The sequence below is a fragment of the Microbacterium halotolerans genome, assembly GCF_003569805.1.
Lineage (GTDB): Bacteria > Actinomycetota > Actinomycetes > Actinomycetales > Microbacteriaceae > Microbacterium > Microbacterium halotolerans.
Genome location: NZ_KZ984051.1, coordinates 714,086 through 736,252 on the forward strand (window position 1 = coordinate 714,086; position 22,167 = coordinate 736,252).

Below are 22,167 nucleotides of genomic sequence, written 5' to 3' on the forward strand. Positions count from 1 at the left end.
CCGACCCGACAAGAGAGGGGATCCTTTCCCATGCACAAGCGACACAGTTGGGGCATGACCGCGGCCCTTGCCTCCAGCGCGCTCCTGCTCACAGGCTGTGTGGGCATGGACGGCGCGAGTGACGGCGAGGCCATCAACGACAGCTGCGAGACCGTCGACGATGTCACCGTCGTGCTGCAGTGGGTCACGCAGGCACAGTTCGCCGGGTACTACGCGGCGGAGGAGAACGGCTACTACGCCGACCGCTGCCTCGACGTGACCATCCAGGAGGGCGGCACGAACGTCGTTCCACAGCAAGTCCTCGCCTCGGGCAACGCGGAGTTCGCCGTCGCCCATGTGACGAAGGCGATGGTGTCCCGCGCGGAGGGCGCCGATATCGTCAACATCGGCCAGGTCTTCGAGCGCGGCGCATATCTCCAGGTCGCCTGGGCGGACACGGGCATCGACTCGCTCGACGACATCGCGGGCACCTCCATGGGCAGCTGGGGCAGCGGCAACGAGCTCGTGCTCTACGCCGCGCTGCAGGCCTCAGGGGTGGACCCGGCCACGGACGTCGATGTCGTGCAGCAGCCGTTCGACATGTCACTCCTGCTCAATCGGGAAGTCGACTCCGTTCAGGCCAAGACGTACAACGAGTACGCCCAGCTCCTGGAGACCGTCGATCCCGACACGGGCGAGCTCCATCAGGAGGACGACTTCTCCCTCATCAACCTGCAGGACGAGGGATTCGCCTCGCTGGAGGACGGCATCTACGCCGCAGACGGATGGCTCGCCGAGGAGGGAAACGAGGACATCGCGGCGCGCTTCCTCGCCGCTTCCTACCAAGGGTGGATCTCCTGCCGGGACGATGCGGACGCCTGCGTTCAGGCCGTTCTGGCGCAGGGCAGTGCCCTCGGCGCCACCCACCAGGAGTGGATGATGAATGAGGTCAACGCCCTGATCTGGCCCGCAGGCGATCAGATCGGCGTGATGGACGAGGCGGCGTGGGACCAGACGATCGACATCGCGATCGACGGCGAGGTCCTTGCCGAGGAGCCGACCGACGGATACCGCACCGACCTCACCGAGGCGGCGCTTGCGCTGCTCGCCGTGGACGGCCTCGACACCGTCGGGGCGGACTGGCGGCGCGCCGAGGTCGAGCTCACCGAGGGCGGGGCCTGATGTCGGCGACTGCGGTGACCGTCGCCTGTGTGCAGACGGATCCGGTGATCGGCGATGTCGCGGCCAACACGGACGCGACAGTCACCGCAGTCGCCGAAGCCGCCGATGTCGGGGCGAGCCTTGTCGTCCTCCCGGAGTGCGCGTCCGCGGGGTGGGCCTTCCGCGACGCGGACGAGGCGCGTGCCAGCGCGCAGTCGCTCGAAGGCGGAGCCACCGTCGACGCTTGGCGGCAGGTCGCGGCCGAGCGCGACGTCTGGGTCTGCGGAGGGTTCAGTGAACTCGGGCAGGACGGCGAGGTGTACAACTCCTCCGTTCTCATCGGCCCGCACGGAGTGGCGTCTCTGTACCGCAAGGTCCACCTGTGGAACACCGAAGCCGATGCCTTCACCCCCGGTGACCTCGGTTTCCCGGTCGTGGACACGCCGTTCGGCCGGATGGGGATGATCATCTGCTATGACGCGTGGATCCCGGAGAGCATGCGATCGTGCGCGCTCGCCGGGGCGGACATCGTGCTCGCCCCGAGCGACTGGGTGCCGAATCCGCGGCAGGACCCGGCACTCCCACCGCTCGCCCATGTCGTGACCATGGCGGGCGCCCACCAGAACCAGCTCTATGTCGCAGCGGCCAGCCGCGTCGGTGCGGAGCGCGGGCAGAACTTCATCGGCTCGAGCATCGTCATCGACCCCTTCGGCTGGCCACTCGCCACGGGAGGAGACGAAGTGGGGATGGTGCTCGCCGAGATCGATCCGATCGGGTCACGGCCCGCGCGTCGCAACGATCCCTTCAACCGCCCGCTCGCCGACCGCCGTCCCGATCAGTACACCATCGATACCCCTGCAGAGGAGCAGTCGTGAGCACCAGCGTAGAACCCGCGATCGATCGCATCTGGAGTGCGGAGCGCACGCTCGCATCCGACCGTGACCATGTGATCCGCAGCTGGTCGAAGCAGGGCCAAGCGGCTCCTGCGACCATCGCGGGAGGCGAAGGCTCGTGGTTCTGGACGCCAGACGGCACCCGCTATCTCGACTTCCAGTCGCAGCTTGTCAACCTCAACCTCGGCCACCAGCACCCCAGGCTCGTCGAGGCCATCCAGCGCGCCGTCGGGGAGATGGCCTACATGGGGCCGGGCTTCGCAGTGCGGTCGAGGGCCGAGCTCGGCGAACGTCTCGCCGAGGTCACCCCCGGTGACCTCTCCATGTCGTTGTTCACGACAGGCGGTGCGGAAGCGAACGAGAACGCCATTCGGCTCGCCCAGCACGTCACCGGCCGGCAGAAGGTCGTCGCCAGGTATCGGTCGTACCACGGCGCCACGCTCGGAGCGCTGGCCGTGACCGGTGATCCCAGACACAATGCGGGCGGGCAGAACGTCGCCGGCGTGGTGCGCGTGCAGGACCCTGACGTGTATCGGCCGCCGAGCGGGCGGCCCGCGGCTGAGTGTCCGGTCTGCCAAGGCGCGCCTCACATCGAAGAGATCCTCAAGCACGAGGATCCGTCGACGGTGGCCGCGATCATCTTGGAGCCGATCACCGGGACCAACGGCCTCCTCGTGCCGCCGGACGAATATCTGCCGTCGATCCGAGAGCTGTGCGACCGGTACGGGATCATGCTGATCGCCGACGAAGTGATGGCCGGTTTCGGGCGGACCGGTGAGTGGTTCGCCGTCGATCACTGGAACGTCGTCCCGGACATCCTCTGCACTGCGAAGGGACTCAACTCCGGATATGTGCCGCTCGGAGCGATGACCGTCGGCTCTCGTGCCGCGGAATGGCTGCGCGAGAACAAGTTCTGGGGCGGGCAGACGTACGCTGGCCATCCGCTGGCCTGCGCGAGTGGCGTCGCAGCCATCGAGATCATCGAGAAGGAGGGTGTGCTCGACAACGTGCGCGAACGCGGCGCGCAGCTCGAGACGGGGCTGCGAGCCATCGCCGATCGATATCCGATCATCGGCGACGTGCGCGGCAGGGGCCTCTTCTACGGTGTGGAGTTCGTCGCCGATCGCGACACGAAGGCACCGCTGGTTCCCTTCAACGCGATCGGCCCCGCTGCCGCCCCCATGCAGCGGATCGTCGCGGACGGCTGGGCGAGGGGGCTGTATCTGTCGGCGAACAGCAACGTGCTGCGGCTCACGCCGCCGCTCATCGTCACAGAAGGCGAGGTCGACCTTGCGCTCGGCATCCTCGACGAGATCATCGGGGCAGCGGATGAGCGGCTCCGTGAAGGAGGTGCAGCATGAGGGCTGCGGCCGTGCAGATCGGCGTCGGGCGAAGCGTCGAGGAGACGATCGCCGCAGCGAGGGAGCTGGTCGACGTGGCGGCGTCCGATGGCGCCGAGCTCGTCGTCCTTCCCGAGCTGTACGCGGTGCCCTTCGTGCAGCCGGAGCCCGATCCGGAGTACTTCGCCTTCGCTGAAGCGCTCGACGGGCCGTCGAACACGATGGCCAGAGAGGCCGCTGCCCGCCACGGCATCACCGTCGTATCGTCCGTCTTCGAGGCTTCGACGACTCCGGGCGTGTACCACAACACCTCGTGTACCTACTCCGGGGGTGAGCTGGTCCAGGTCTACCGCAAGTCGCACCTGCCGTACTCGAACGGGTTCCCGGAGAAGTACTACTTCCGTCCAGGCGATGAGGCGCCTTCCGCCGTGGACACCTCGGCGGGTCGGATCGGCACCATCATCTGCTACGAGCGGCACTTCCCCGAGCTCGCACGCACGGTCGCCCTCGATGGCGGTGCCGTGCTGTGCCTTCCCGTCGCGTGCGCGAGTCAGCCCATGCGCGAGGTCTTCCAGGTCGAGCTTCGGGCGCACGCCATCGCGAACGGGATGTTCGTCGTCTGCGCGAACCGCTCCGGCCAGGAGATCGAGAAGGACTACTTCGGTACGAGCGCGATCTACGGACCCGACGGCGAAGTGTTGGCGCAGATCGATGACGGCGAGGGCGTCGCGATCGCCGATGTCGATCTCGATCGAGTCGCGGCTGCGCGTCGGAAGCGGCCGTTCCTGCGTGATCGCAGGCCTGAACTCTACGCACGCTGATAGATCAACGAAGAAGGAGAACAGCATGTTCGCATCAGGAACCCACGCAGAGACCTTCGAACAGGGTCTCGCGATCCGCAAGGAGGTGCTCGGCGCCGAGCACGTCGAGCGTTCGATGGCCAAGGTCAGCGGCTTCTCCGCTCCGGTGCAGGACTACGTCACGGAGCTCTGCTGGGGGGCGATCTGGTCGCGACCCGGACTCGAGCGCAGCCAGCGCAGCATGGTCAACCTGGGAATCCTCACGGCGCTCGGTCGGTCGCATGAGCTCGGCGTGCACGTGAAGGGTGCGCTCCGCAACGGGGTGAGCATCGAGGAGATCCAGGAGGTTCTCCTGCAGTGCGCGATGTACGTGGGCGCACCGGCAGCGCTGGACGCGTTCCGGGTTGCCGAAAAGGTCATCCGCGAAGAACTCGGTGACGACGCCGCGGAGGGGTTCGCCGCCGAGACCTCCGACACCGGAGCCTGAGTCTCAGCGCTCGACGCGGGCACCGCTGGGAATGCCGGTGCCGTCCGATTCCGGGCGGGGACGAGTACGCCGTAGGTCGGGGCGCGCTGAGTGGAAGAGATTCGGATGATCGGTGGCGAAGAGCGAGCCGCGTGAGACGAGAGCTCCGGCGCGCTACTCCGAGATCTTCGGCATGTGCCAGGCGTGCCAGCTCGAGATCCGGATGACGACGCTCCAGCTGTCGCGCTCGCGGTCTGCATATGGAGCGCCGGTGTAGTGCTCGGCGATCCGGTCGATGTCGACGAGCCCCTCGTCCTTGCGGAACTCGACGACCTCGCCCGAGATCGACACGTGCGAGTACCAGTCGTCGGCGGCGAAGATCGTCAGCGCGACGCGCGGGTCTTCGCGCATGTGCCGCATGCGCGCGCGGGTCGCGTCGAGGTTGAGCAGGATGTGGCTGTCGTCGGTGAGCTCGTACCAGGTGGCCGCGGTGCTCAGCTCGCCGGTCGGGCGGATCGTCGCGACGACGCACTGGTTCGGCTTGCGGAGCGCGTCGAGGTACTCGGAGGGCAGCGGTGTGCGGGGCATGGTGACTCCTTCTGAGGGCGGTGCATCCAGCGTACGTCGACGCCCGCGACCGAACCTCAGCTGACGAGTCGTTCCCTGTGATCGCCGACTCGGACGACCGTGATGTTCAGCACCAGGGTCGCCTCAGTGCCGGAACGGTCTGCCCTCACCCCAGCGCCAGGGCGGAGGCCAGGCCGAGCATGGTGACGGCGATGATCGCGTCGAGGACGCGCCACGAGCGCGGGGAGCGGAGCCAGCGGGCGGCGAACCGGGCGGCGAAGGTGAGGAACGCGAACCAGACGGCGCTGCCCGCGATCGCTCCGAGACCGAACAGCCAGGCCGCGTCTCCGTAGGCGGTCGAGATCGAGCCGAGCATGAGCACGGTGTCGAGGTACGTGTGCGGGTTCAGCCAGGTGATCGCCAGGCAGGTGAGCACGGCGGGCAGCAGGACGTGCTTCGGGCTCGTGCGCGTTCCGACAGCAGTGAGCGTCGCTGTCGCGGTCGATCCTGACGCTGTGGGGGCGCCGTCCGAGTGCTGAACACCGTCCGGATGAACCCCGCCGGTGCCGTCGGATCGACGGCCGGTCGAATGCGTCGATCCATCCGTCGCGTCGATCGCCTCGCCTTCGCCGCGGACCGCGCGCCACGCGGCGAACAGGCCGTAGCCGGCGAGGAACGTCACGCCGGCCCAGCGCGCCGCGTCGAACAGCCACGGCATCGCTTCGACCGCGGCGCCGAAGCCGGCGACGCCCGCCGAGATCAGCACGATGTCGCAGGCGAAGCACACCAGCGCCAGTACGACCGCGTGGCGACGGCTGCTCGTCGCATGGCGGATGCCCTCGCGCAGCAGGAACACGTTCTGCGCGCCGGGTGCGACGATGAGGGAGAGGCAGAGGCCGAAGCCGGCGAGGAGAGCGATGAGCACCCAGCAATGCTCCGCTCGTCCGTGCGAGAATCAAAAGCAGATGTGGCCAATCGAAAGTTGGTGAAGCAACGCTTATGTGGATCGCTCCCGAGCTGGCGCAGACGGTGGCCGCGATCGTCGATGAGAAGTCGTTCGACGCGGCAGCCAGGCGGCTGCGCATCTCGCCCTCTGCCGTCAGTCAGCGCCTGCGCGCGCTCGAGGCGCAGCTGGGCCGGGTTCTGATCATCCGGTCGCGCCCCGTGCGGCCCACCTCGGCGGGCACCACGATCGTGCGGCTGGCCAGGCAGTACGACGTGATCGGTCACGAGGCGTCCGTCGCGCTGGGCATGGAACGGCGGGACCGGATGCACGTGCCGATCGCCGTCAACGCCGACTCTCTCTCACTGTGGCTGCTGCCGGCGCTGGAGGCCGTCACGCGCGAGCACGACGTCACCTTCGAGCTGCTCCGTGAGGACGAGGATCGCACGGCCGCGCTGCTGGAGTCGGGTTCGGCGCTGGCCGCCATCACCTCGCAGGAGCAGCCGATCGCCGGCTGCACCGTCACCTCGCTCGGGGCGACGGAGTACGTCGCCTTCGCGACCCCCGGGTTCGTGGACAGATGGTTCGTGCGCGGTGTGACGGCCGATTCGATCGCGGCCGCCCCCGTGATCGAGTTCGACCGCTCGGACGACCTGCAGGCGCAGTGGCTGCGCGCGAACGGTGTCGACCCGGAATCGCCGCCGCGGCACTACGTTCCGGCGTCGGAGGACTACGCCGCCGCGGTCAGGCTCGGCATGGGATGGGGCATGCTCCCGCCGACGCAGGCGGCCGCGGCGCTGGAGCGCGGCTCGCTCGTGCGGCTCGGCGCTCCCGACATCGCCGAGCCCCTGTTCTGGCAGCAGTGGAACATCGCCTCACCCGCTCTCGCAGCCATTCGGGAGTCCGTGGTGCGCGGCGCTCGCGCGGCGCTGCAGCAGGGGGCCCTTCAGACGTCGCCGCGCCCCAGCGCCTGATCCGTCGCGGCCCAGTGCTCGCGGACGGCGGTGAGCACTTCTGCCATGAGCGCGGTCGGCGTGAGGCCGCGCGGGAGCGCGGCGGCAACAGGGTTGTCCAAGTCATGCCCCGCGAGTTCGCGGAACAGCAGCGGACGCCCCTCAGGGCTGTGCGACCGCGTCTGCATCAGGATGGAGTAGGCCGACCCTCGGCCGACGACGTTGTGGATCGCCTCGACGCTCGAACTCCGCCACGGCACGAGCGGCTCGACGCCCTCTGCGGCGAAGGCCGCCAGGGTGCGATTCAGCGCCGGCTCCTCGTCGAGCAGGATAGCCGGATGCTCCGCGAGGGCCCGCAGATTCAGATCCGGATGATTGGCGAGCGGGTGGTCAGGACTCATCACGGCCGTGCGCCGACTGCGGCGGAGCACGGTGGCGGCGCATCCGGATGACAGCTGGGCGCGGTAGATGATCGCGACCTGAGCGCGACCTGCCATCACCTCCTCCTGCACATGTGAGCCGGAGCCCTCGATGAATCGCAGGTCCACATCCGGATGCCTGGTGCCGAACCACTCGATCAGGGCGGGGATCGTGTGAGGGGAGAGGGTCCGGTACACCCCGATGGAGAGTCTCCCGCTGAGGCGTCCCCTCGTCTCGGACACGATCGACGACACTCGACCGACGCCGTCGATCACGCTCCGTGCGTGCGCCGCGACGGCCACCCCCTCCGTCGTCAGCGCGATGCCGTGGCCCGGATGTCGGATGACCAGCCGGGTCCCGACGGTGCGCTCGAGCTGGGCGAGCGCCGTGCTCACCGCAGCCTGAGTGACCCGGCACGCCGCGGCCGCGGCGGTCACCGACCCCGAGTCGGCGATCGACACGAAGTACTCGAGCTGTCGGAGCGTGATGTCGGCCATTAACTCACTTGATAGCACAGTTAACAACAATCAGCTGGACACATGGAGGGCGTGCGAGAACGATGGAGGCGTACCGAAGGAAGGAACACGACGACGTGACCATGACGACTGAGCCCCGAATCGTGACACTGGGCACCGCAGGCGGCCCGCGCTGGTGGGCAGACCATGCCGGCGCACCGCGCTTCGGCATCGCGACGGCCGTCGTCGTCGGCGACCGCTGGTACCTCGTCGACTGCGGAGACGGAGCGGGACATCAGGCGAGCGCCGTCGGTCTGCCGATGCCGAAGCTCGGCGGCATCTTCCTCACCCATATGCACTCCGACCACCTCGTCGACCTGCCGGGCATCGTGCTGTTCGGCGCGTTCGAGCTGAAGAGCCGCTCTGCGGGGCCGATCCCGATCGTGGGCCCCGGCGACAGGGGAAGGCCGACCCCGTTGTCGCCTCAGGCAAGCGCGATACCGGAGCAGGTCGCCCCGCACAGCCCTACGCCCGGTGTGGCGGGCCTGCTCGACGGGCTGCTCGCCGCCTTCGCGACCGACATCAACGACCGGATCTTCGATTCGCTCGCCAAGAGCCCGCGCGACACGTTCGAGGCGCGCGAGATCGACCTCGGCGACGTGCCGGGGTTCGACCCCGACACTGCCGTCTCGCCCGACATGGAGCCGATCGAGGTGTTCCGCGACGATCTCGTGACCGTGACGGCCACACTCGTGTCACATCACCCCATGGCGCCAGCGTTCGCCTACCGCTTCGACACCGAGCACGGATCGGTCACGATCTCGGGCGACACCGCTCCCTGCGACAATCTGGTGCGCCTGGCCCGCGACACCGATCTGCTGCTGCACGAGGCGATCGACCTCGACATCCTGGCCGCTCAGTACTCCGACACGGAGATGCTCAAGGCGACGATGGACCACCATCGCCGCTCCCACACGACGCCCGCTGACGCGGGCCGGATCGCGGCGCGCGCCGGGGCGCGACGCCTCGCCCTGCATCATCTCGTGCCGTCCCACGCACATCCCGAGGTGTGGCGAGGTGCGCAGCAGACGTTCGACGGCCCGCTGACGATCCCCGACGATCTCGACACGCTCAGCTTCGCCCGCCTGCCTCAGCCGGCTGGTGCCGCGACCTGACAAGAAGCAGCGGCGACGCCTGGAGCCCGCCCGCACTCATCCGGCCCCCGGCCGACCATCCGAATTGAGGAGTCAACGATGACCAACTCGTCCCAGACCCAGGCGGTCGATACCGCCTATTCCGCGTCCAAGCGCGATATGCGCCGAATCCTGGCGTCCAGCCTGATCGGCACGGCGCTGGAGTACTACGACTTCATCCTGTACGCCACGGCTGCCGGGATCGTGTTCAACCGCATCTTCTTCACGAACCTCGACCCGACAGCCGCGCTCGTGCTCTCGTTCGCCACACTGGCGGCCGGCTACGTGGCGCGCCCGCTCGGCGGCGTGATCTTCGGCCACCTCGGCGACAAGGTCGGCCGCAAGACCGTGCTGATGGCGACGATCGTCGTGATGGGCGTGACGTCGACGCTGATCGGACTGCTGCCAGCCACAGACCAGATCGGAATCTGGGCGCCAGCGCTGCTGGTGACCCTGCGCGTCGTGCAGGGCATCGCCGTGGGGGGCGAGTGGGGCGGCGCCACCCTCGTCGGCTTCGAGAACGCGAAGAAGCGTTCGCGCGGCTTCGCCTCGGCCTTCTCCTACATGGGGGCGCCGACGGGCACGCTGGTGGGAACGCTCATCCTGGCCGGCATGGCGACTATGCCGGATGAGCAGTTCCTGTCGTGGGGATGGCGAGTGCCGTTCATCCTCTCTGCGGTGTTCATGATGATCGCCGTGTTCATCCGTCGGAAGGTGACGGAGTCGAAGGTGTTCCTGGAGGCGGCAGAGCGTGCGCCCCAGCACCGGAAGACGCCGCTGGTCGAGCTCGTCCGGCATCATTGGCGCCCGCTGCTTCGCGCCTTCGCCGTCGGAATCTCCGGCCAGGGAGCGCAGGGCCTGATGGGTGCGTGGGCCGTGGCCTACGTGGTGCAGCAGGCCTCGCACGAGCAGAGCCTCGTGCTGGTGCTGAAGGCCTCGGCGGCCGTGACCACCATCCTGTTCATCATCATCGCGTCCCGGATGTCCGACCGCTTCGGCAGGCGCCGCATCCTGATGTTCGGCAACATCCTCGGCATCGCGCTGGCCTTCCCGATCATGATGATGCTGCAGACCGACAACGTCGTGCTGTTCTTCTTCGCGGTGTTCCTGGGTCTGTCGGTCGTCCAGGGCTTCTCCGCCGGCCCGTACGGGGCATATGCCGGTGAGCAGTTCCCGACCTCCGTGCGCAACTCCGGCGCTTCTGTCGCCTATCAGTTCGCCGCGACCGCGGGTGCCGGCTTCACGCCCATGATCGCGACGGCGCTCGCCGCCGCGGGTGGCGGCAGCCTCTGGCTCGTGTCGCTGCTGTGGATCGGATTCGCTCTGATCAGTCTGGTCGGCCTGATGACGGGCAAGGACCGTTCGAACCTCGATCTGACCGAACTGGACGGGAAGCCTGCGAAGGCGGCTCCTGCCGAGGCGGTCGCGGCGACGCGCTGACCTCGCTGTCGCCGGTCGAGTGAAGGAGGCGCTGGCTCAGCAGCGTGGAGCCGGCGACGGCTGCGGGCATCACGAGCACCGCCCCGAGCGGGATCAGGAAGCACAGGTACGTCGCGACACCGAACCCGAGCGCCGTCGACCGCTGTGTGCGCAGCAGGCGACGGCGCTCGCGGCGGTTGAGCCCGCGTGCCGTCAGCGCTCTTGAGGCGAGTTCGTCCGTCAGCAGCAGGCCGGAGAGCACGGCACCCGTGACCGCGCCGAGCACGGTGCCGACGAACGGGATCAGCCCGATCAGGCCGACGGCGACGGCGACGAGCAGGCCGCGCAGGATGAGTGAGAGCCCGTCGCCGGCCGCACGCCAGAAGCCGTAGCGCGCATCGGGAGCCTCGCCGGCCGCCGACTCGACGGAGCGCCAGATCCGCTCGTAGAACGGCTCGCCGACGGCGAGCGTCACGGCCGTGAACGTCACGGCGGCGGCCACCGCCGTTCCGGCTACGAGAGCCAGGCCGATCGCGACGCGGAGCGCCCCCGCCCAGAACGGATGCCAGCCGTCGGCGAACGGCGTCAGCGCGGACACGAGCGCCGGCGCGAACGCCGCCAGCGTCACGATCGCCGCCGTGGCGAGCGCCGCGACGATGACGGCCGGCACCAGGCCGAGCGCCATCGCGCCTGGAGCCTGTCGCCACCACCCGAATCCGTCGAACAGCGTCCGCACCCCGCGCCAGAACCCTCGCATCCCGCCCAGCCTATGGTGATTGCCGCGCGGTGCGCCGTGCGTCAGCCCGATACGCCGCGCATTGCTCCAAGGCCCTGATCACGAAGCGGCGCGCGCCCGGCCGCCTGTCGGCCTCAGCGAGTATCGCGAGGGATGACCAGCGGCGTGCCGGTGGCAGGGTCGGGGATCACGAGATTCGGCAGGGAGAACACGTCATGCACGAGCTGCGAGGTGATCGTCTCGCCGGGCGACCCTTGTGCGACGATGCGCCCATCGGCCATCGCCACGATGTGACTGGCGTAGCGGGCGGCCTGATTGAGATCGTGCAGCACGGCGACGACGGTGCGTCCGGATGAGTTGAGCCGGTGCAGCAGGTTCAGCACGTCGATCTGATGGGCGACATCGAGGAAGGTCGTCGGTTCGTCGAGCAGGATCATCGGCGTCTGCTGAGCCAGCACCATGGCGATCCACACACGCTGCCGTTGGCCACCGGAGAGCTCGTCGACCCTGCGGGCCGACAGCTCGCGCGTCGCCGTCTCGTTGAGCGCCTCGGCTACGGCGGCCTCGTCAGCCGGCGACCACTGCCGCAGCATGCGCTGGTGGGCGAAGCGGCCGCGGGAGACCAGTTCGGCGACGGTGATGCCGTCCGGGGCCGAACTCGACTGCGGCAGCAGACCGATCCGCGCGGCGATGCGCTTCGGCGACAGCTTCGCGATGTCCGCGCCGTCGAGCACCACAGAGCCGGCCGTGGGCTTCAGCAGCCCGGATAGGGCGCGCAGCAGCGTCGACTTGCCCGAGGCGTTCGGGCCGATGATCACGGTGAACGAGCCGGGCGGCACATCGAAGCCGAGGCTCTCGCTGATGATGCGCTGGTCGTAGCGCAGTGTCAGGCCCTCCGCAGACAGTCGGACGTGATCCGGCGAGGCGGCGGATGCGGGGTGAGGGGACGCAGGTGTGCCGGGTGAGGTCATGGCGCCTTCCTGATCTCGTGGGCGAGCAGCCAGATGAGGTAGGCCCCGCCGAGGACGACCGTGACGACGCCGACCGGCACGGTGAGGGGAATCAGATGCTGCGCGATCAGGTCGGCGGCGATCAGCAGCATCGCTCCGGCGGCACCTGCGGCTGCCAGCGGGATGGTCGCGGTGCCGCAGAGGCGACGGGCGATCTGCGGCGCCGACAGCGCGATGAACGAGATCGGGCCGGCCACCGCGGTCGTCACACTCACCAGCGCCACGGCGAGGGCGATGGCGGCCCAGCGCACCACGGAGGTGTTCGCGCCTGTCGCTCTGGCGGCGTCATCGCCGAGGTCGAGCTGCCGGAGGCCGCGCGCAACCGGCACCACGGCCACGAGCAGCACCGCCACGGCGACGACGGCAGGCCAGCCGTTGTCAGCCGTGGCGCTGTTGAGGGTGCCAGCACCCCACGCGGCGGCGAACAGTGCGGTGTCGAGCTCTGCGCGCAGCAGAAGCCACGTGTTGAACGCCGACAGCATCGCGGAGACGCCGATGCCGACGACGATGAAGCGGAACCCTTGCAGACCGTCCCTGGAGGCCAGGAGCAGGATCGCGGCGGCCGCGGCGAAGCCGCCGATGAGCGACCCGGCGGTCAGCGCCGCCCATCCGCCTCCCGCTATCAGCACCAGGATCATGCCGGTGTACGAGCCGCTGGCGAGACCGATCACGTCGGGGCTGGCGAGCGGATTGCGTGTGAAGGTCTGGAACACGGCTCCTGCCGCACCGAGCGCCGCGCCGAAGGCGAGCGCCGACGCAGCCCTGGGCAGGCGCCACTCCAGCACGGCGGTGCGCTCGAGACCGTCCGTTGCACCGGTGAACGCGCCGATCATCTGCGCGACCGTCACCGGGTAGTCGCCCAGTGCGAGCGCGGCGCAGCCGAGCAGCACGGCGATGACCGCGAGGACGGCTGTCACCGCCGCGGAGCGCACGCGCACGACGGCGGCGCCACCTGCCAGGACGACGCGCCGGTGCCCGAACTCGACCTTCGCGCCGCTCACAGTGTGCTCGCCCGTCGACGGCGCACCAGTGCGATCAGCACGGGGGCACCGATGAACGCCGTGACGATTCCTGCCGGCATCTCGCCTGGCACGGCGACGCGGCCAGCCACATCCGCGATCAGGACCAGTGCAGGCGCGGCCAGCATCGACACGGCGAAGATGCGCCGCTGATCGGTTCCGACGCACCAGCGCACCACGTGCGGAACCATCAGGCCGACGAAGGAGATCGGCCCTGCGATCGCCGTGGCCGCTCCGGCGAGCAGGGTGATGGCGACCACGGCTGCGATCTGCACGCGCGCCAGGCGCACCCCGTGCGAGCGTGCGACGTCGGCGCCGAGGGCGACGGAGTTGAGCGCGGGCGCGGCCGTCATGGCGAGCACCAGGCCGATCAGCAGCAGCGGAGCCGTTGCGAACAGCACGTCCGGTCCGCGCTCGAGCAGCGTGCCCGCATTCCAGCCGCGCATCCTGTCGAAGGCATCCGGATGGGTGAGAGTCACGCCCGTGGTCAGCCCGGACAGCACGGCGCCTACGGCGACACCTGCCACCGTCATCCGGATCGGGTCTGCGGGCCCTCGTCGGGACGAGCCGAGCAGATACACGGCGGTGGTGATCACGAGCGCCCCCGCGCAGGCGAGCCAGACGTACTCGGACGGGCGAGTGACACCGAGGAAGGCGATGCCGACTGCGATGAAGAACGCCGCACCGGCGTTCACGCCGAGCACACCGGGGTCGGCCAGCGGGTTGCGCGTGAACGCCTGGATCAGCGCTCCGGCCACGCCGAGCGCCATGCCCACCATCACACCGGCCACGATGCGCGGTGCCCGCTGATCCCACACCACGAACTGCGCTTCGTCCGATCCGGCTCCGGTGAGCGCGGCCCATATGTCGCCGGGCGGAATCGGATTGGCGCCGACGAACAGCGACGCCGCCGCGACGACGGCGAGCACGGCCGCCAGCCCGGCGATCCACGCGCGGGAACGCCGGGCGGCCGCACCTGTGACCGCCCGGCGTCCGCCGACGAGAGCGGTCAGCTCAGTCCTCCTGCAGGATGCGTTCGAGGTCGTCGAGAACGACCCCGCCTCCGTAGTAGCCGACGCCGGTGATCCAGTACCCGAAGTCGACTACGTGCATGCTGCCGAAGGCATCGGCGTTGTCGGTGATCGCGTCGGGAACCGTACTGGGATCATCCGGATCGTTCGACGTGACCAGCACGAGGTCTGCCGCACCCTGGCGCGCCTGCTCGGGCGAGATGTCGAGGGAGATGTCCTCCCAGTCGTGCTCGGGGATCGTGAACCCGGCGCACTCGAGCGTGCCGCCGGCGAAGGAGGTCGGGCCGTACAGCGTCAGCCGGGTGTCACGCGGGCGGATCAGCTGCGCCGTCGTGTCCGCGGTGTCGTACTCGTCGGCGATCTCGGCGCATCGGGCCTCGTAGTCGGCCTGCAGCGACTCCAGCTCCTCCGAGTCGCCGAGCGCCTCGGCCACCAGTGCGGCGTTCTCCTGCCACGGGTCGGCCTGCGTGGCCATGAACACGGTCGGCGCGACGTCGTCGAGCTGGTCGTACAGCGCCGAGTGGCGCGATTCCGTGCCGATGATGAGATCCGGTTCCAGCGCGGCGATGCGCTCGACGCTCGGCTCGCTGATGGTGCCGACCATCTCGATGTCCGCGGCCTCCTCACCGAGGTACGCAGGCACACCGACCTCCTCGCTGGCGACCGCTGTGCCGACCGGGGTCACGCCGAGGGCGACGGCCGTGTCGAGCTGCACCGGTTCCAGCACGACCACGCGCTGCGGATCATCCGGAACGTTCGTCTCGCCGCGCGCATGCGTGACGGCGTGCGTCGAGCCTTCCGACTCGGTCGAATCGGCGGACTCGGCCGGAGAGCAGGCGCTCAGCAGAAGCGCGGCGACGGCGACGGCGCCGAGGGCCGCTGCAGGGCGCTGCAGCGCGCGGGAGTTGGTCATCGGGATCCTTCGGGTCGGGAGAGCAACGTTGAAGGTAGGTTAGTTGAGCCTAACCTAAAAGTCACATCCGCCCGTGTCAGCGACTGCCGCGGAGGCGGCGCTGGAACGAGGCCGCGAAAAGCGAGAATCGCGCGGCCAACTCCTTGACGGCGTCCTGCGTCGGATAGTGGGCCGCGTGGTGCGGTCGTGTTGATCGCGGCGCGGGGATCGCCAAGGCCGTCGAGCGGGAGCATGAACCCGATCGAGCATGACAGTCGCATCTTGTTGAGCCAATCGACAAGTCCTTCCTTGTCCGCGCTATCCACGCGGATAAGGAAGGACTTGGTTGGACGTGACGCGTGATTGAACCGTCCTGGGTTTTGTTCCGTCTTGACGTGTACTGAGTTTCGTGCCGCTCTGTTGTGAGAATCTGGGCTCGTCAGAGAAGGCCGTTCACCTCATGCCACGTCAGTACTCATCTCAGTTCCGCGAGCGTGTGCTCGCGCTTGTTCACGACGGCCGCGACGCCGGGGAGTTGGCCGCAGAGCTCGGGATCGCCTCAGCGACGATCTATCGATGGCGTCGCCAGGAGCGCATCGATGCCGGAGAGATTCCTGGCATTGACAGCACGTTGGCCGCGGAGCTCACCGATGCGCGCCGGCGTATTCGGGAGCTGGAAGAAGAGCTCTCCGCGACCCGTCTTGCCGCGTCAATGTTGAAGGACGAGGGGATTCGCCCAAAAGACGGTTCCCGGTCGTCGCGGCCCTGACCGGGCAGGGCATCAGCACCCAGGTCGCCTGCCATGTGCTGCGCGTCACTGAGCGTGGCTACCGGGCGTGGCGCGACCGGCCGATGAGCCAGCGCACGATTCGACACGAGATGCTCGCAGAGACGATTGCGAACATCCACCGCGCCTCCCGCGGCTGCTACGGCGCCCGCCGGGTGCACGCCGAACTCGTGCACGGACTGGGCATCCGCGTCGGTCGGGACCAGGTGGCGCGGGTTATGGCACGCACGGGCCTGCGAGGGCTGGCTGGCACCCGCAAACGGTACGTGAATCGCGAACATCTCGTGACGACCGAGGACCTGGTCAACCGGGACTTCACCGCGACCGCTCCAAACCAGCTGTGGTGCACGGACATCACCGAGCATCCCACCCGTGAAGGGAAGATCTACTGCTGTTGTGTCATCGACGTGTACTCGCGGAAGATCGTCGGCTGGGCGATCGACATGCGCCAGACCACCGACCTCGTCTTGAACGCGCTCGATATGGCCGTGGAAGCACGCAAGCCCAGTCAGACCGTGGTTCATTCCGACCACGGCCAATTCCGGGCCAGGCGCTTCCGCAGGGCGCTGCGTAGGCACGGGCTGGTCGGGTCGATGGGCAGAGTTGGCGCGGCGGGCGACAACGCGGCGATGGAGAGCTTCTTCTCCACGCTACAGACCAACGTGCTCGACTCGCGTCGGTGGGCGACGATGGCAGAGCTGCGGCTCGCGGGTACCCACTGGATCGAAGCGACCTATCACCAGCGCCGTCGTCAGCGGCGGCTGGGGAGGTTGACCCCGGTGGAGTACCAGGACATCATGAGACCGGTCGTCGCTCTGGCGGCATAGGGAACGGAGCCAACCGAACTTTCAGCAGGCCCCGCCGTGATGAACGTCGCATCCAGATCGATGACAGCTGGGTCGCGAGCTAAACAGGTATCGTTGGGCGAGGGTGGCACAGCGAGCGACCAGGGTGCTTCCTTCGCGGATCGACGAGCTGCACTGATCGCGACTTTGACGTTGGTGACGTCTCCGGCAAGAGCCGGGAGGGCGTGCGCGACCGTCGGATCGGACGCGACCTGCCCGTAGACAGGCGGCTTCGCGCGGAGCGTGTCGACGTCTGCGAACGCGTCGCCACTGAGCGTGAGACCAAGAACCGCGTCAAGGACCACCTTGCTGGGATCATGCTTGGCGAGTGGCTTCCGGGATGGTGAGAGCGATTCCGACAGTGCTCGATCCGGGTCGGTGCGCGGGCCGTGTCGGCATGCAGGCGCAGGTAGTCCTCTACCTTGCAAGTGTTCCTTGCCTACGAAGAGTCATTCACTCAGTAGGATCAGTATTCCCAGATTAGAACTACTTTTTGCATCTACCGCACTGCAGTCTGGGACTCGAACGATGAAGGCGTGACGGTGAGTCCGGGGCCGCCCCGTTTCACAATCTGAACAGTGAGGCCAGCCTTATGGCCGGTGTCCCTGGGCCATGAGGCTGGTTCTGGAGCGGTCGATCGATGCAGCAACCGGGCCCATGCCGCTCCTAACATGGCTGGCGCGCACTTCCTGTCGCAGGATGAGGTTCCGCCCCACGGAACAACGATGTGAATGTATTGCGGTTGCCGCTCAATGCCAGTTGGGTCGATGGAAGCATAGATGCGCGCGGTATTGAGAGTGCGCACGCGCATTGCCACGTCACGACGAATCGGCTGGAGAACAATGAAGATCGACATCCATGGGCATGTCACGGCGCCTGAGTCCCTCTACGCCTACAAGGCAGGCCTTCTGTCTCACCGCGGCGCACACGGCCGTGGCGGGGCAGGAACCACCGACAGTTCTCTCCGCGCCGCGTTGGAGGCACCGAACAAGAGCTTCGGAAACGTGTCTCACCTCGAACATCTTGACAACGCTGGCATTGACCTGCAACTGATCTCGCCGCGGCCATATCAGATGATGCACAGTGAGCAGGCCAAGCTCGTCGAGTGGTTTACCGAGGAGACGAACGACGTCATCGCGCGCTCAGTCGCGCTCGAACCGAATCGGTTCCGCGGTGTGGCCGGTCTGCCGCAGAGCATGGAGACCGACCCGAGGCGGTGGACAGCGGAACTGCGTCGCGCGGTCACTGAGCTCGGGTTCGCCGGTGTCATGCTCAACTCGGACCCTTACGAGGGTGCCGCCCAACCACCGGCCCTAGGGGATCCCTTCTGGTACCCGATCTGGGAGACTCTTGTAGAGCTCGACGTGCCGGTGCTTCTCCACTCGGCCGGGTGTCGTCCTCCGGCTCGCGAGTCGTACTCTCTCCACTTCGTCCAGGAGGAGACGCTCTCGGTTATCGGTCTGATCAACTCCACGGTATTTGACGACTTTCCCGACCTGAAAGTCATCGTCTCCCACGGTGGGGGGGCAATACCCTACCAGCGTGGCCGCTTCTTTCCGTCGGCTATGCGCAAGGGCACGACGTTCCGCGAGCAGATGCGCAAGCTCTACTACGACACGTGCCTGTATACGCAGGACTCGATCGAGTTGCTCATTCGTGCTGTCGGGACGGATCGTGCGCTTTTCGGATCCGAGAAGCCCGGGACCGGTTCGCACATCGACCCCGAGACCGGGCGCTGGATCGACGACATCCACTTGCTCATCGACGACATCGAATGGCTCAGCGACAACGATCGTAGCCGAGTATTCGAGACGAACGCCCGTGCGCTTTTCAGGCTGTGACGCTCGTGTCCGGACAGCACAACGTGAATCTCGATGAGCTTCGTACGGAGCTGCTGGAACTCGGCACGGCGACACTGTACGAGGCCGCTGGGTTCGAATGCGTCCTGCCCAGCTCGCTCCATCCTGCATGGCCCGGTGCGGTGCTGGTCGCCCGGGCGTTGCCCGTGAGTACCGTCGCCGGCGACAACCTTGCTCTGCATCTCGCGGTAGAGCAGGCCCAGTCTGGCGAGGCACTGGTCGTAAATGCGCAGGATTCCGCGTACGGGTGCTGGGGAGAGGTGCTCACGGTATTTGCTCAGACCCGAGGCGTCGCGGGACTGGTCATCCTCGGCGGGGTGCGAGATGTCATCAGGCTCGGCGCTCGCGGCTTCCCCGTGTTCAGTACGAGGCTGGCACTGCACGGCACGGCGAAGGGCGACGCGGGGACAATCGGTCAGCCCGTGCGCTTTGACCGTGTGACTGTATGGCGCGGCGACATTATCGTCGCCGACGCGGACGGTATCGTTTCGATTCCCGCAGCCGAGTTCGCGGGAGTGCTTGATCGCGCCCGAGACCGGGCGCAGAAGGAGATCGAGTTCATGGAGCGACTTGCGCGCGGGGAATCGAGCGTGGACCTCTACGGATTCGCGCGGCCCTGAGGTGGCGGCTACGGCAGATCGTTCCGGATCAGGGTGGATGTGTCGGTCAGTGCCGCGTAGAGCGCCGGCACCCGCGATTTCGGCATGCGCGAGGCGGGGGAGGAGATCGCAAGCGCGGCGATCGTCCGACCGATCCGGTCGCGGACGGGCACTGCCATCGCCCGCAGCCCGTGTGCGCTCTCCTCGTCGTTGAACGCATAGCCCTTGAGCTGCACGTACGCGAGCTCCTCCCGCAACATAGCAAACGTCTTGCGGGTCTGCGCCGTCACCTTCTTGAGGCCGCGCGGGTACAGCTTGCGGATCTCATCCTGCCCTAGTGCGGCCAGCAGGACCTTTCCACCGGAAGAGGCATAGGCGGGAAGCACGAGCCCGGTCGCGACACGAGTGCGGACGACGCCCGGCCCTTCCACGCCGCCGATGAAACGTGCATCGCCCTCGTCGAGCACGATGATGTTCACCGTCTCGCCTAGCTCCGCCGCGAGCGCGTCCATGTGTGGTTCCGCCGCGCGGCGCAGGTCGTACTCGCTCACGGACCGGAGCCCCAGCTCGATGAGCGCTGTACCGGCGCGGAATGCCCGAGTGACGCGGTCCTGCACGAGGAACCTCCGCCACGCCAGCGTCGCCAGTAGCCGGTGCGCCGTGGACCGCGCCACTCCCAACTGCTCGGCCACATCGGAGACGCGCAGTTCCGCATTCGTCTCCAGGAGGATCAGAACACGGAGTGCGTGGTCTACCGACTCGATCAGGTCGGGCGGAGGCGGAGTTGCAGGGTCATCAGTCATACCGACATTATGCACAGAGGACCACGCTTCCCGATTCCGTCCAGCGGAACAATAGGCGATCGAGTTCCCATTGTGGGGAGAACACCGATCAGATAGTTCCCACCCCTCTGGGTGCCACCGACTCAACGAAGAGTGAGGTAATCCGCACGTGATGAAGATTCGTCGACAGCCGAGCAATGGCGCATTCAGCACCTCGCGCAGCATGTTGCCGTTGGTGGTGATCGCCGTTCTCCTGTTTGCGCTCCCGGTGATCATGCTTGTGATCGGCGCGTTCCGCAACGCGCCTCCCGGACAAGCCGCGCAGTGGTCGTTCGACGCGTTCGGCCGCACGCTCGCCAATCCGGCCACCTACAGTACCTTCGCCGACTCCGTCGTGATCGCCGTCGTGTGCGCCGCCTGTTCAGTGATTCTCGCCCTGGTCCTTGTGTTCTTCGCCGTGCGCAGCACGGCACCTCTGCGGCGCATCGTGACTCCGGTGACGGTGCTTGTGCTCGCGCTGCCGCCGCTGTTCTATGCGATGAGCTGGGGAATGCTCTGGAATCCACGGCTCAGTTATGTCAACCAGTGGTGGATGAGCGTGACGGGCGGCGAAGAACCCCTCTTTTCGGCGTACTCGTGGCCTGGCCTGGTGTCGGTGATGATCCTCAAGGGCACATCGTTCTGTTACCTGCTGCTGCTCGGGCCGTTCCGCGCGATGGATCGCAGTCTCGAGGAAGCCGCGCAGATGTCCGGAGCGAGCCGCCTGCGCACGATCTTCAACATCGACCTCGCCGTGTTGCTGCCCGCTATCTCGGGCGTGGTGATCCTGAATCTGATCATCGGCCTCGAGGCCTTCGAAGTTCCCCTCTTCCTCGGCACTCCAGCCGGCATCGACGTCTTTTCGACGGAGATCTACGGCTATATCTCCGATCAAACCCCGGCCGACTACGGCGGGGCGAGCGTGCTCTCCCTCCTCCTCGTCGGGCTCGTGCTGCTCATGGTCGCTCTGCAGTGGGTCATGCTCGGGGGGAAGCGCTACACCACCGTCACGGGCAAGAGCTACAACACGACGCCCTGGGAGATCGGTGCGTGGCGCTGGGTCGGCACTGCCGTGATCGCCCTGTACGTCCTCTTCGGTGTCGTGCTGCCCATCGCGCAACTCGTGCTGGGCAGCCTCCAGCCTTTCTTCGGCGGCGGCGTCTATGCCCTCACCAACTACGAGGCGCTGCTCAGTGATCCCATGACGGTCGAAGCGATCCGCTCCACCATCATCGTGGCGATCGTGGGCGGCCTCGCTGCTGTCGCGCTCGCGTTCCTCACGATGTACGCGGTCACGCACAACGAGACATGGATGCGCCGGGTGGTCGAGATGCTCACCTGGCTGCCGTTCACGTTGCCGGGCATCGTGCTCGCGCTCGGTCTGTCATGGACGTATGTCAGCATTCCGGGCTTGCGGCAACTGTACGGCTCGATGATTCTCGTGGGGCTGGGGCTTGTGATCGCGGCGGTGCCGATCGCCACCCGCGCGATTCAGCCAGCGCTGATGCAGATCAACCGCGAGCTTGAGGAAGCGTCGCGCATCAGCGGCGCTCGTCCTATGCGCGTAGTGCTCGGCGTCGTGCTGCCGCTGATCGCGCCGAGCTTCTTCTCGGCCTGGTTCGTCGTCGCGATCGTGATCGCCGGCAATCTCTCGATTCCGGTGCTCCTCTCCTCCGCGCTCACGCCCACCGTCCCGTTGCTTGTGTACGACCTGAACACACAGGGCTACGCATCCCGCGCAGCGGCGCTACTGGTGCTCCTGCTCGGCACGCTCACCATCGGCATGCTCCTGCTCTTGGCGCTCCAGCGCCTCGTGACAGTCGCGCTACGGCGCCTGCGCACCGGAGCGTCATCTCGGCAAGGGCACTCCGTCGAAGAGCCCTCCGCCGATCCCGTGCGAACCGGAAGTGCCGAGCGCGCCCTCGGGCAGCACCCTTCCGATGCACCTACGAACAAGAGATAGGACGGACTTCATGCGC

Annotated in this window: 22 protein-coding genes; 13 read left to right on the plus strand and 9 right to left on the minus strand. The window is 67.6% G+C overall.

What is annotated here, in order from left to right:
- Positions 1–54 precede the first annotated feature (54 nt).
- From DZG09_RS03260 to DZG09_RS03280, 5 genes are read left to right on the plus strand one after another with little or no spacing between them, the layout of a single operon-like run.
- Positions 55–1,161, plus strand: coding sequence for an ABC transporter substrate-binding protein (locus DZG09_RS03260; protein ID WP_240423655.1), 1,107 nt, complete (start codon positions 55–57; stop codon positions 1,159–1,161).
- On the plus strand, positions 1,161–2,015 hold the full coding sequence (locus DZG09_RS03265) for a nitrilase-related carbon-nitrogen hydrolase (protein ID WP_119696268.1): 855 nt from the start codon (positions 1,161–1,163) through the stop codon (positions 2,013–2,015). Before DZG09_RS03260 ends, DZG09_RS03265 begins: the two co-directional genes overlap by 1 nt.
- Positions 2,012–3,394 (plus strand): aminotransferase class III-fold pyridoxal phosphate-dependent enzyme, encoded by a 1,383-nt coding sequence (locus tag DZG09_RS03270; protein ID WP_240423657.1) that lies wholly within the window; start codon positions 2,012–2,014, stop codon positions 3,392–3,394. The genes DZG09_RS03265 and DZG09_RS03270 overlap by 4 nt, the downstream gene beginning before the upstream one ends.
- Positions 3,391–4,194, plus strand: coding sequence for a carbon-nitrogen hydrolase family protein (locus DZG09_RS03275; protein ID WP_119696269.1), 804 nt, complete (start codon positions 3,391–3,393; stop codon positions 4,192–4,194). The genes DZG09_RS03270 and DZG09_RS03275 overlap by 4 nt, the downstream gene beginning before the upstream one ends.
- Positions 4,195–4,219: 25 nt before the next feature.
- On the plus strand, positions 4,220–4,660 hold the full coding sequence (locus DZG09_RS03280; protein ID WP_119696270.1) for a carboxymuconolactone decarboxylase family protein: 441 nt from the start codon (positions 4,220–4,222) through the stop codon (positions 4,658–4,660).
- Positions 4,661–4,813: 153 nt separating this feature from the next.
- Here the strand turns inward: DZG09_RS03280 and DZG09_RS03285 are convergent, their stop codons facing one another.
- Both DZG09_RS03285 and DZG09_RS03290 read right to left on the minus strand, forming a co-directional pair.
- Complete coding sequence (locus DZG09_RS03285) at positions 4,814–5,227, minus strand: pyridoxamine 5'-phosphate oxidase family protein (RefSeq protein ID WP_119696271.1); 414 nt, start codon at positions 5,225–5,227, stop codon at positions 4,814–4,816.
- A 145-nt stretch (positions 5,228–5,372) separates the two neighbouring features.
- The gene (locus DZG09_RS03290) at positions 5,373–6,131 is read right to left on the minus strand and encodes a LysE/ArgO family amino acid transporter (RefSeq protein WP_119696272.1); all 759 of its coding nucleotides are present in this window, start codon (positions 6,129–6,131) and stop codon (positions 5,373–5,375) included.
- A 74-nt stretch (positions 6,132–6,205) separates the two neighbouring features.
- Here DZG09_RS03290 and DZG09_RS03295 point away from each other — a divergent pair, with 74 nt between their 5' ends.
- Positions 6,206–7,123: a LysR family transcriptional regulator ArgP gene (locus tag DZG09_RS03295; protein ID WP_119696273.1), complete on the plus strand. Its 918-nt coding sequence runs from the start codon at positions 6,206–6,208 to the stop codon at positions 7,121–7,123.
- Here the strand turns inward: DZG09_RS03295 and DZG09_RS03300 are convergent.
- Positions 7,096–8,019 (minus strand): LysR family transcriptional regulator, encoded by a 924-nt coding sequence (locus DZG09_RS03300; RefSeq protein WP_119696274.1) that lies wholly within the window; start codon positions 8,017–8,019, stop codon positions 7,096–7,098. The genes DZG09_RS03295 and DZG09_RS03300 overlap by 28 nt on opposite strands.
- A gap of 101 nt (positions 8,020–8,120) precedes the next feature.
- Between DZG09_RS03300 and DZG09_RS03305 the strand changes: the two genes are divergently transcribed.
- Together DZG09_RS03305 and DZG09_RS03310 are read left to right on the plus strand one after the other, a co-directional pair.
- The gene (locus DZG09_RS03305) at positions 8,121–9,152 is read left to right on the plus strand and encodes an MBL fold metallo-hydrolase (protein ID WP_119697357.1); all 1,032 of its coding nucleotides are present in this window, start codon (positions 8,121–8,123) and stop codon (positions 9,150–9,152) included.
- A gap of 78 nt (positions 9,153–9,230) precedes the next feature.
- Complete coding sequence (locus DZG09_RS03310; protein ID WP_119696275.1) at positions 9,231–10,610, plus strand: MFS transporter; 1,380 nt, start codon at positions 9,231–9,233, stop codon at positions 10,608–10,610.
- Here DZG09_RS03310 and DZG09_RS03315 read toward each other — a convergent pair.
- The 5 genes from DZG09_RS03315 to DZG09_RS03335 form a co-directional block, all read right to left on the minus strand.
- On the minus strand, positions 10,498–11,346 hold the full coding sequence (locus tag DZG09_RS03315; protein WP_119696276.1) for an EI24 domain-containing protein: 849 nt from the start codon (positions 11,344–11,346) through the stop codon (positions 10,498–10,500). The two genes, DZG09_RS03310 and DZG09_RS03315, sit on opposite strands and share 113 nt — an antisense overlap.
- A 113-nt stretch (positions 11,347–11,459) precedes the next feature.
- A complete protein-coding gene (locus tag DZG09_RS03320) occupies positions 11,460–12,296 on the minus strand; it encodes an ABC transporter ATP-binding protein (RefSeq protein WP_119696277.1) in 837 nt (278 codons plus the stop codon).
- Positions 12,293–13,336 carry a FecCD family ABC transporter permease gene (locus DZG09_RS03325; RefSeq protein ID WP_119696278.1) on the minus strand — a complete coding sequence of 348 codons (1,044 nt, stop codon included), beginning with the start codon at positions 13,334–13,336 and terminating at the stop codon, positions 12,293–12,295. The genes DZG09_RS03320 and DZG09_RS03325 overlap by 4 nt, the downstream gene beginning before the upstream one ends.
- The gene (locus DZG09_RS03330) at positions 13,333–14,283 is read right to left on the minus strand and encodes an iron chelate uptake ABC transporter family permease subunit (RefSeq protein ID WP_240423659.1); all 951 of its coding nucleotides are present in this window, start codon (positions 14,281–14,283) and stop codon (positions 13,333–13,335) included. The genes DZG09_RS03325 and DZG09_RS03330 overlap by 4 nt, the downstream gene beginning before the upstream one ends.
- A gap of 85 nt (positions 14,284–14,368) precedes the next feature.
- Positions 14,369–15,298 carry an ABC transporter substrate-binding protein gene (locus tag DZG09_RS03335; protein ID WP_119696280.1) on the minus strand — a complete coding sequence of 310 codons (930 nt, stop codon included), beginning with the start codon at positions 15,296–15,298 and terminating at the stop codon, positions 14,369–14,371.
- A 439-nt stretch (positions 15,299–15,737) separates the two neighbouring features.
- Between DZG09_RS03335 and DZG09_RS03340 the strand changes: the two genes are divergently transcribed.
- The 4 genes from DZG09_RS03340 (at position 15,738) to DZG09_RS03360 (ending at position 19,388) form a co-directional block, all read left to right on the plus strand.
- Positions 15,738–16,046 (plus strand): transposase, encoded by a 309-nt coding sequence (locus tag DZG09_RS03340; RefSeq protein ID WP_119696281.1) that lies wholly within the window; start codon positions 15,738–15,740, stop codon positions 16,044–16,046.
- A gap of 11 nt (positions 16,047–16,057) precedes the next feature.
- Positions 16,058–16,891: an IS3 family transposase gene (locus DZG09_RS03345; protein ID WP_240423831.1), complete on the plus strand. Its 834-nt coding sequence runs from the start codon at positions 16,058–16,060 to the stop codon at positions 16,889–16,891.
- Positions 16,892–17,751: 860 nt separating this feature from the next.
- Positions 17,752–18,750: an amidohydrolase family protein gene (locus tag DZG09_RS03355; RefSeq protein ID WP_119696284.1), complete on the plus strand. Its 999-nt coding sequence runs from the start codon at positions 17,752–17,754 to the stop codon at positions 18,748–18,750.
- A gap of 5 nt (positions 18,751–18,755) precedes the next feature.
- Complete coding sequence (locus tag DZG09_RS03360) at positions 18,756–19,388, plus strand: RraA family protein (RefSeq protein ID WP_240423660.1); 633 nt, start codon at positions 18,756–18,758, stop codon at positions 19,386–19,388.
- 8 nt (positions 19,389–19,396) lie between these two features.
- On the opposite strand, the gene DZG09_RS03365 is transcribed toward DZG09_RS03360, so the two are convergent.
- Complete coding sequence (locus tag DZG09_RS03365) at positions 19,397–20,170, minus strand: IclR family transcriptional regulator (RefSeq protein WP_162893130.1); 774 nt, start codon at positions 20,168–20,170, stop codon at positions 19,397–19,399.
- A 151-nt stretch (positions 20,171–20,321) separates the two neighbouring features.
- Here DZG09_RS03365 and DZG09_RS03370 point away from each other — a divergent pair, with 151 nt between their 5' ends.
- A complete protein-coding gene (locus tag DZG09_RS03370; RefSeq protein WP_119696286.1) occupies positions 20,322–22,151 on the plus strand; it encodes an ABC transporter permease in 1,830 nt (609 codons plus the stop codon).
- Positions 22,152–22,167: the final 16 nt, after the last annotated feature.

Coding starts and splice junctions, on each gene's coding strand:
- DZG09_RS03285 (WP_119696271.1), bottom strand. CDS start 5,227: ATGCCCCGCACACCGCTGCCCTCCGAGTACCTCGACGCGCTCCGCAAG.
- DZG09_RS03320 (WP_119696277.1), bottom strand. CDS start 12,296: ATGACCTCACCCGGCACACCTGCGTCCCCTCACCCCGCATCCGCCGCC.
- DZG09_RS03370 (WP_119696286.1), top strand. CDS start 20,322: ATGAAGATTCGTCGACAGCCGAGCAATGGCGCATTCAGCACCTCGCGC.
- DZG09_RS03305 (WP_119697357.1), top strand. CDS start 8,121: ATGACGACTGAGCCCCGAATCGTGACACTGGGCACCGCAGGCGGCCCG.
- DZG09_RS03265 (WP_119696268.1), top strand. CDS start 1,161: ATGTCGGCGACTGCGGTGACCGTCGCCTGTGTGCAGACGGATCCGGTG.
- DZG09_RS03260 (WP_240423655.1), top strand. CDS start 55: ATGACCGCGGCCCTTGCCTCCAGCGCGCTCCTGCTCACAGGCTGTGTG.
- DZG09_RS03340 (WP_119696281.1), top strand. CDS start 15,738: ATGCCACGTCAGTACTCATCTCAGTTCCGCGAGCGTGTGCTCGCGCTT.
- DZG09_RS03280 (WP_119696270.1), top strand. CDS start 4,220: ATGTTCGCATCAGGAACCCACGCAGAGACCTTCGAACAGGGTCTCGCG.
- DZG09_RS03310 (WP_119696275.1), top strand. CDS start 9,231: ATGACCAACTCGTCCCAGACCCAGGCGGTCGATACCGCCTATTCCGCG.
- DZG09_RS03295 (WP_119696273.1), top strand. CDS start 6,206: ATGTGGATCGCTCCCGAGCTGGCGCAGACGGTGGCCGCGATCGTCGAT.
- DZG09_RS03275 (WP_119696269.1), top strand. CDS start 3,391: ATGAGGGCTGCGGCCGTGCAGATCGGCGTCGGGCGAAGCGTCGAGGAG.
- DZG09_RS03315 (WP_119696276.1), bottom strand. CDS start 11,346: ATGCGAGGGTTCTGGCGCGGGGTGCGGACGCTGTTCGACGGATTCGGG.
- DZG09_RS03355 (WP_119696284.1), top strand. CDS start 17,752: ATGAAGATCGACATCCATGGGCATGTCACGGCGCCTGAGTCCCTCTAC.
- DZG09_RS03335 (WP_119696280.1), bottom strand. CDS start 15,298: ATGACCAACTCCCGCGCGCTGCAGCGCCCTGCAGCGGCCCTCGGCGCC.
- DZG09_RS03300 (WP_119696274.1), bottom strand. CDS start 8,019: ATGGCCGACATCACGCTCCGACAGCTCGAGTACTTCGTGTCGATCGCC.
- DZG09_RS03365 (WP_162893130.1), bottom strand. CDS start 20,170: ATGACTGATGACCCTGCAACTCCGCCTCCGCCCGACCTGATCGAGTCG.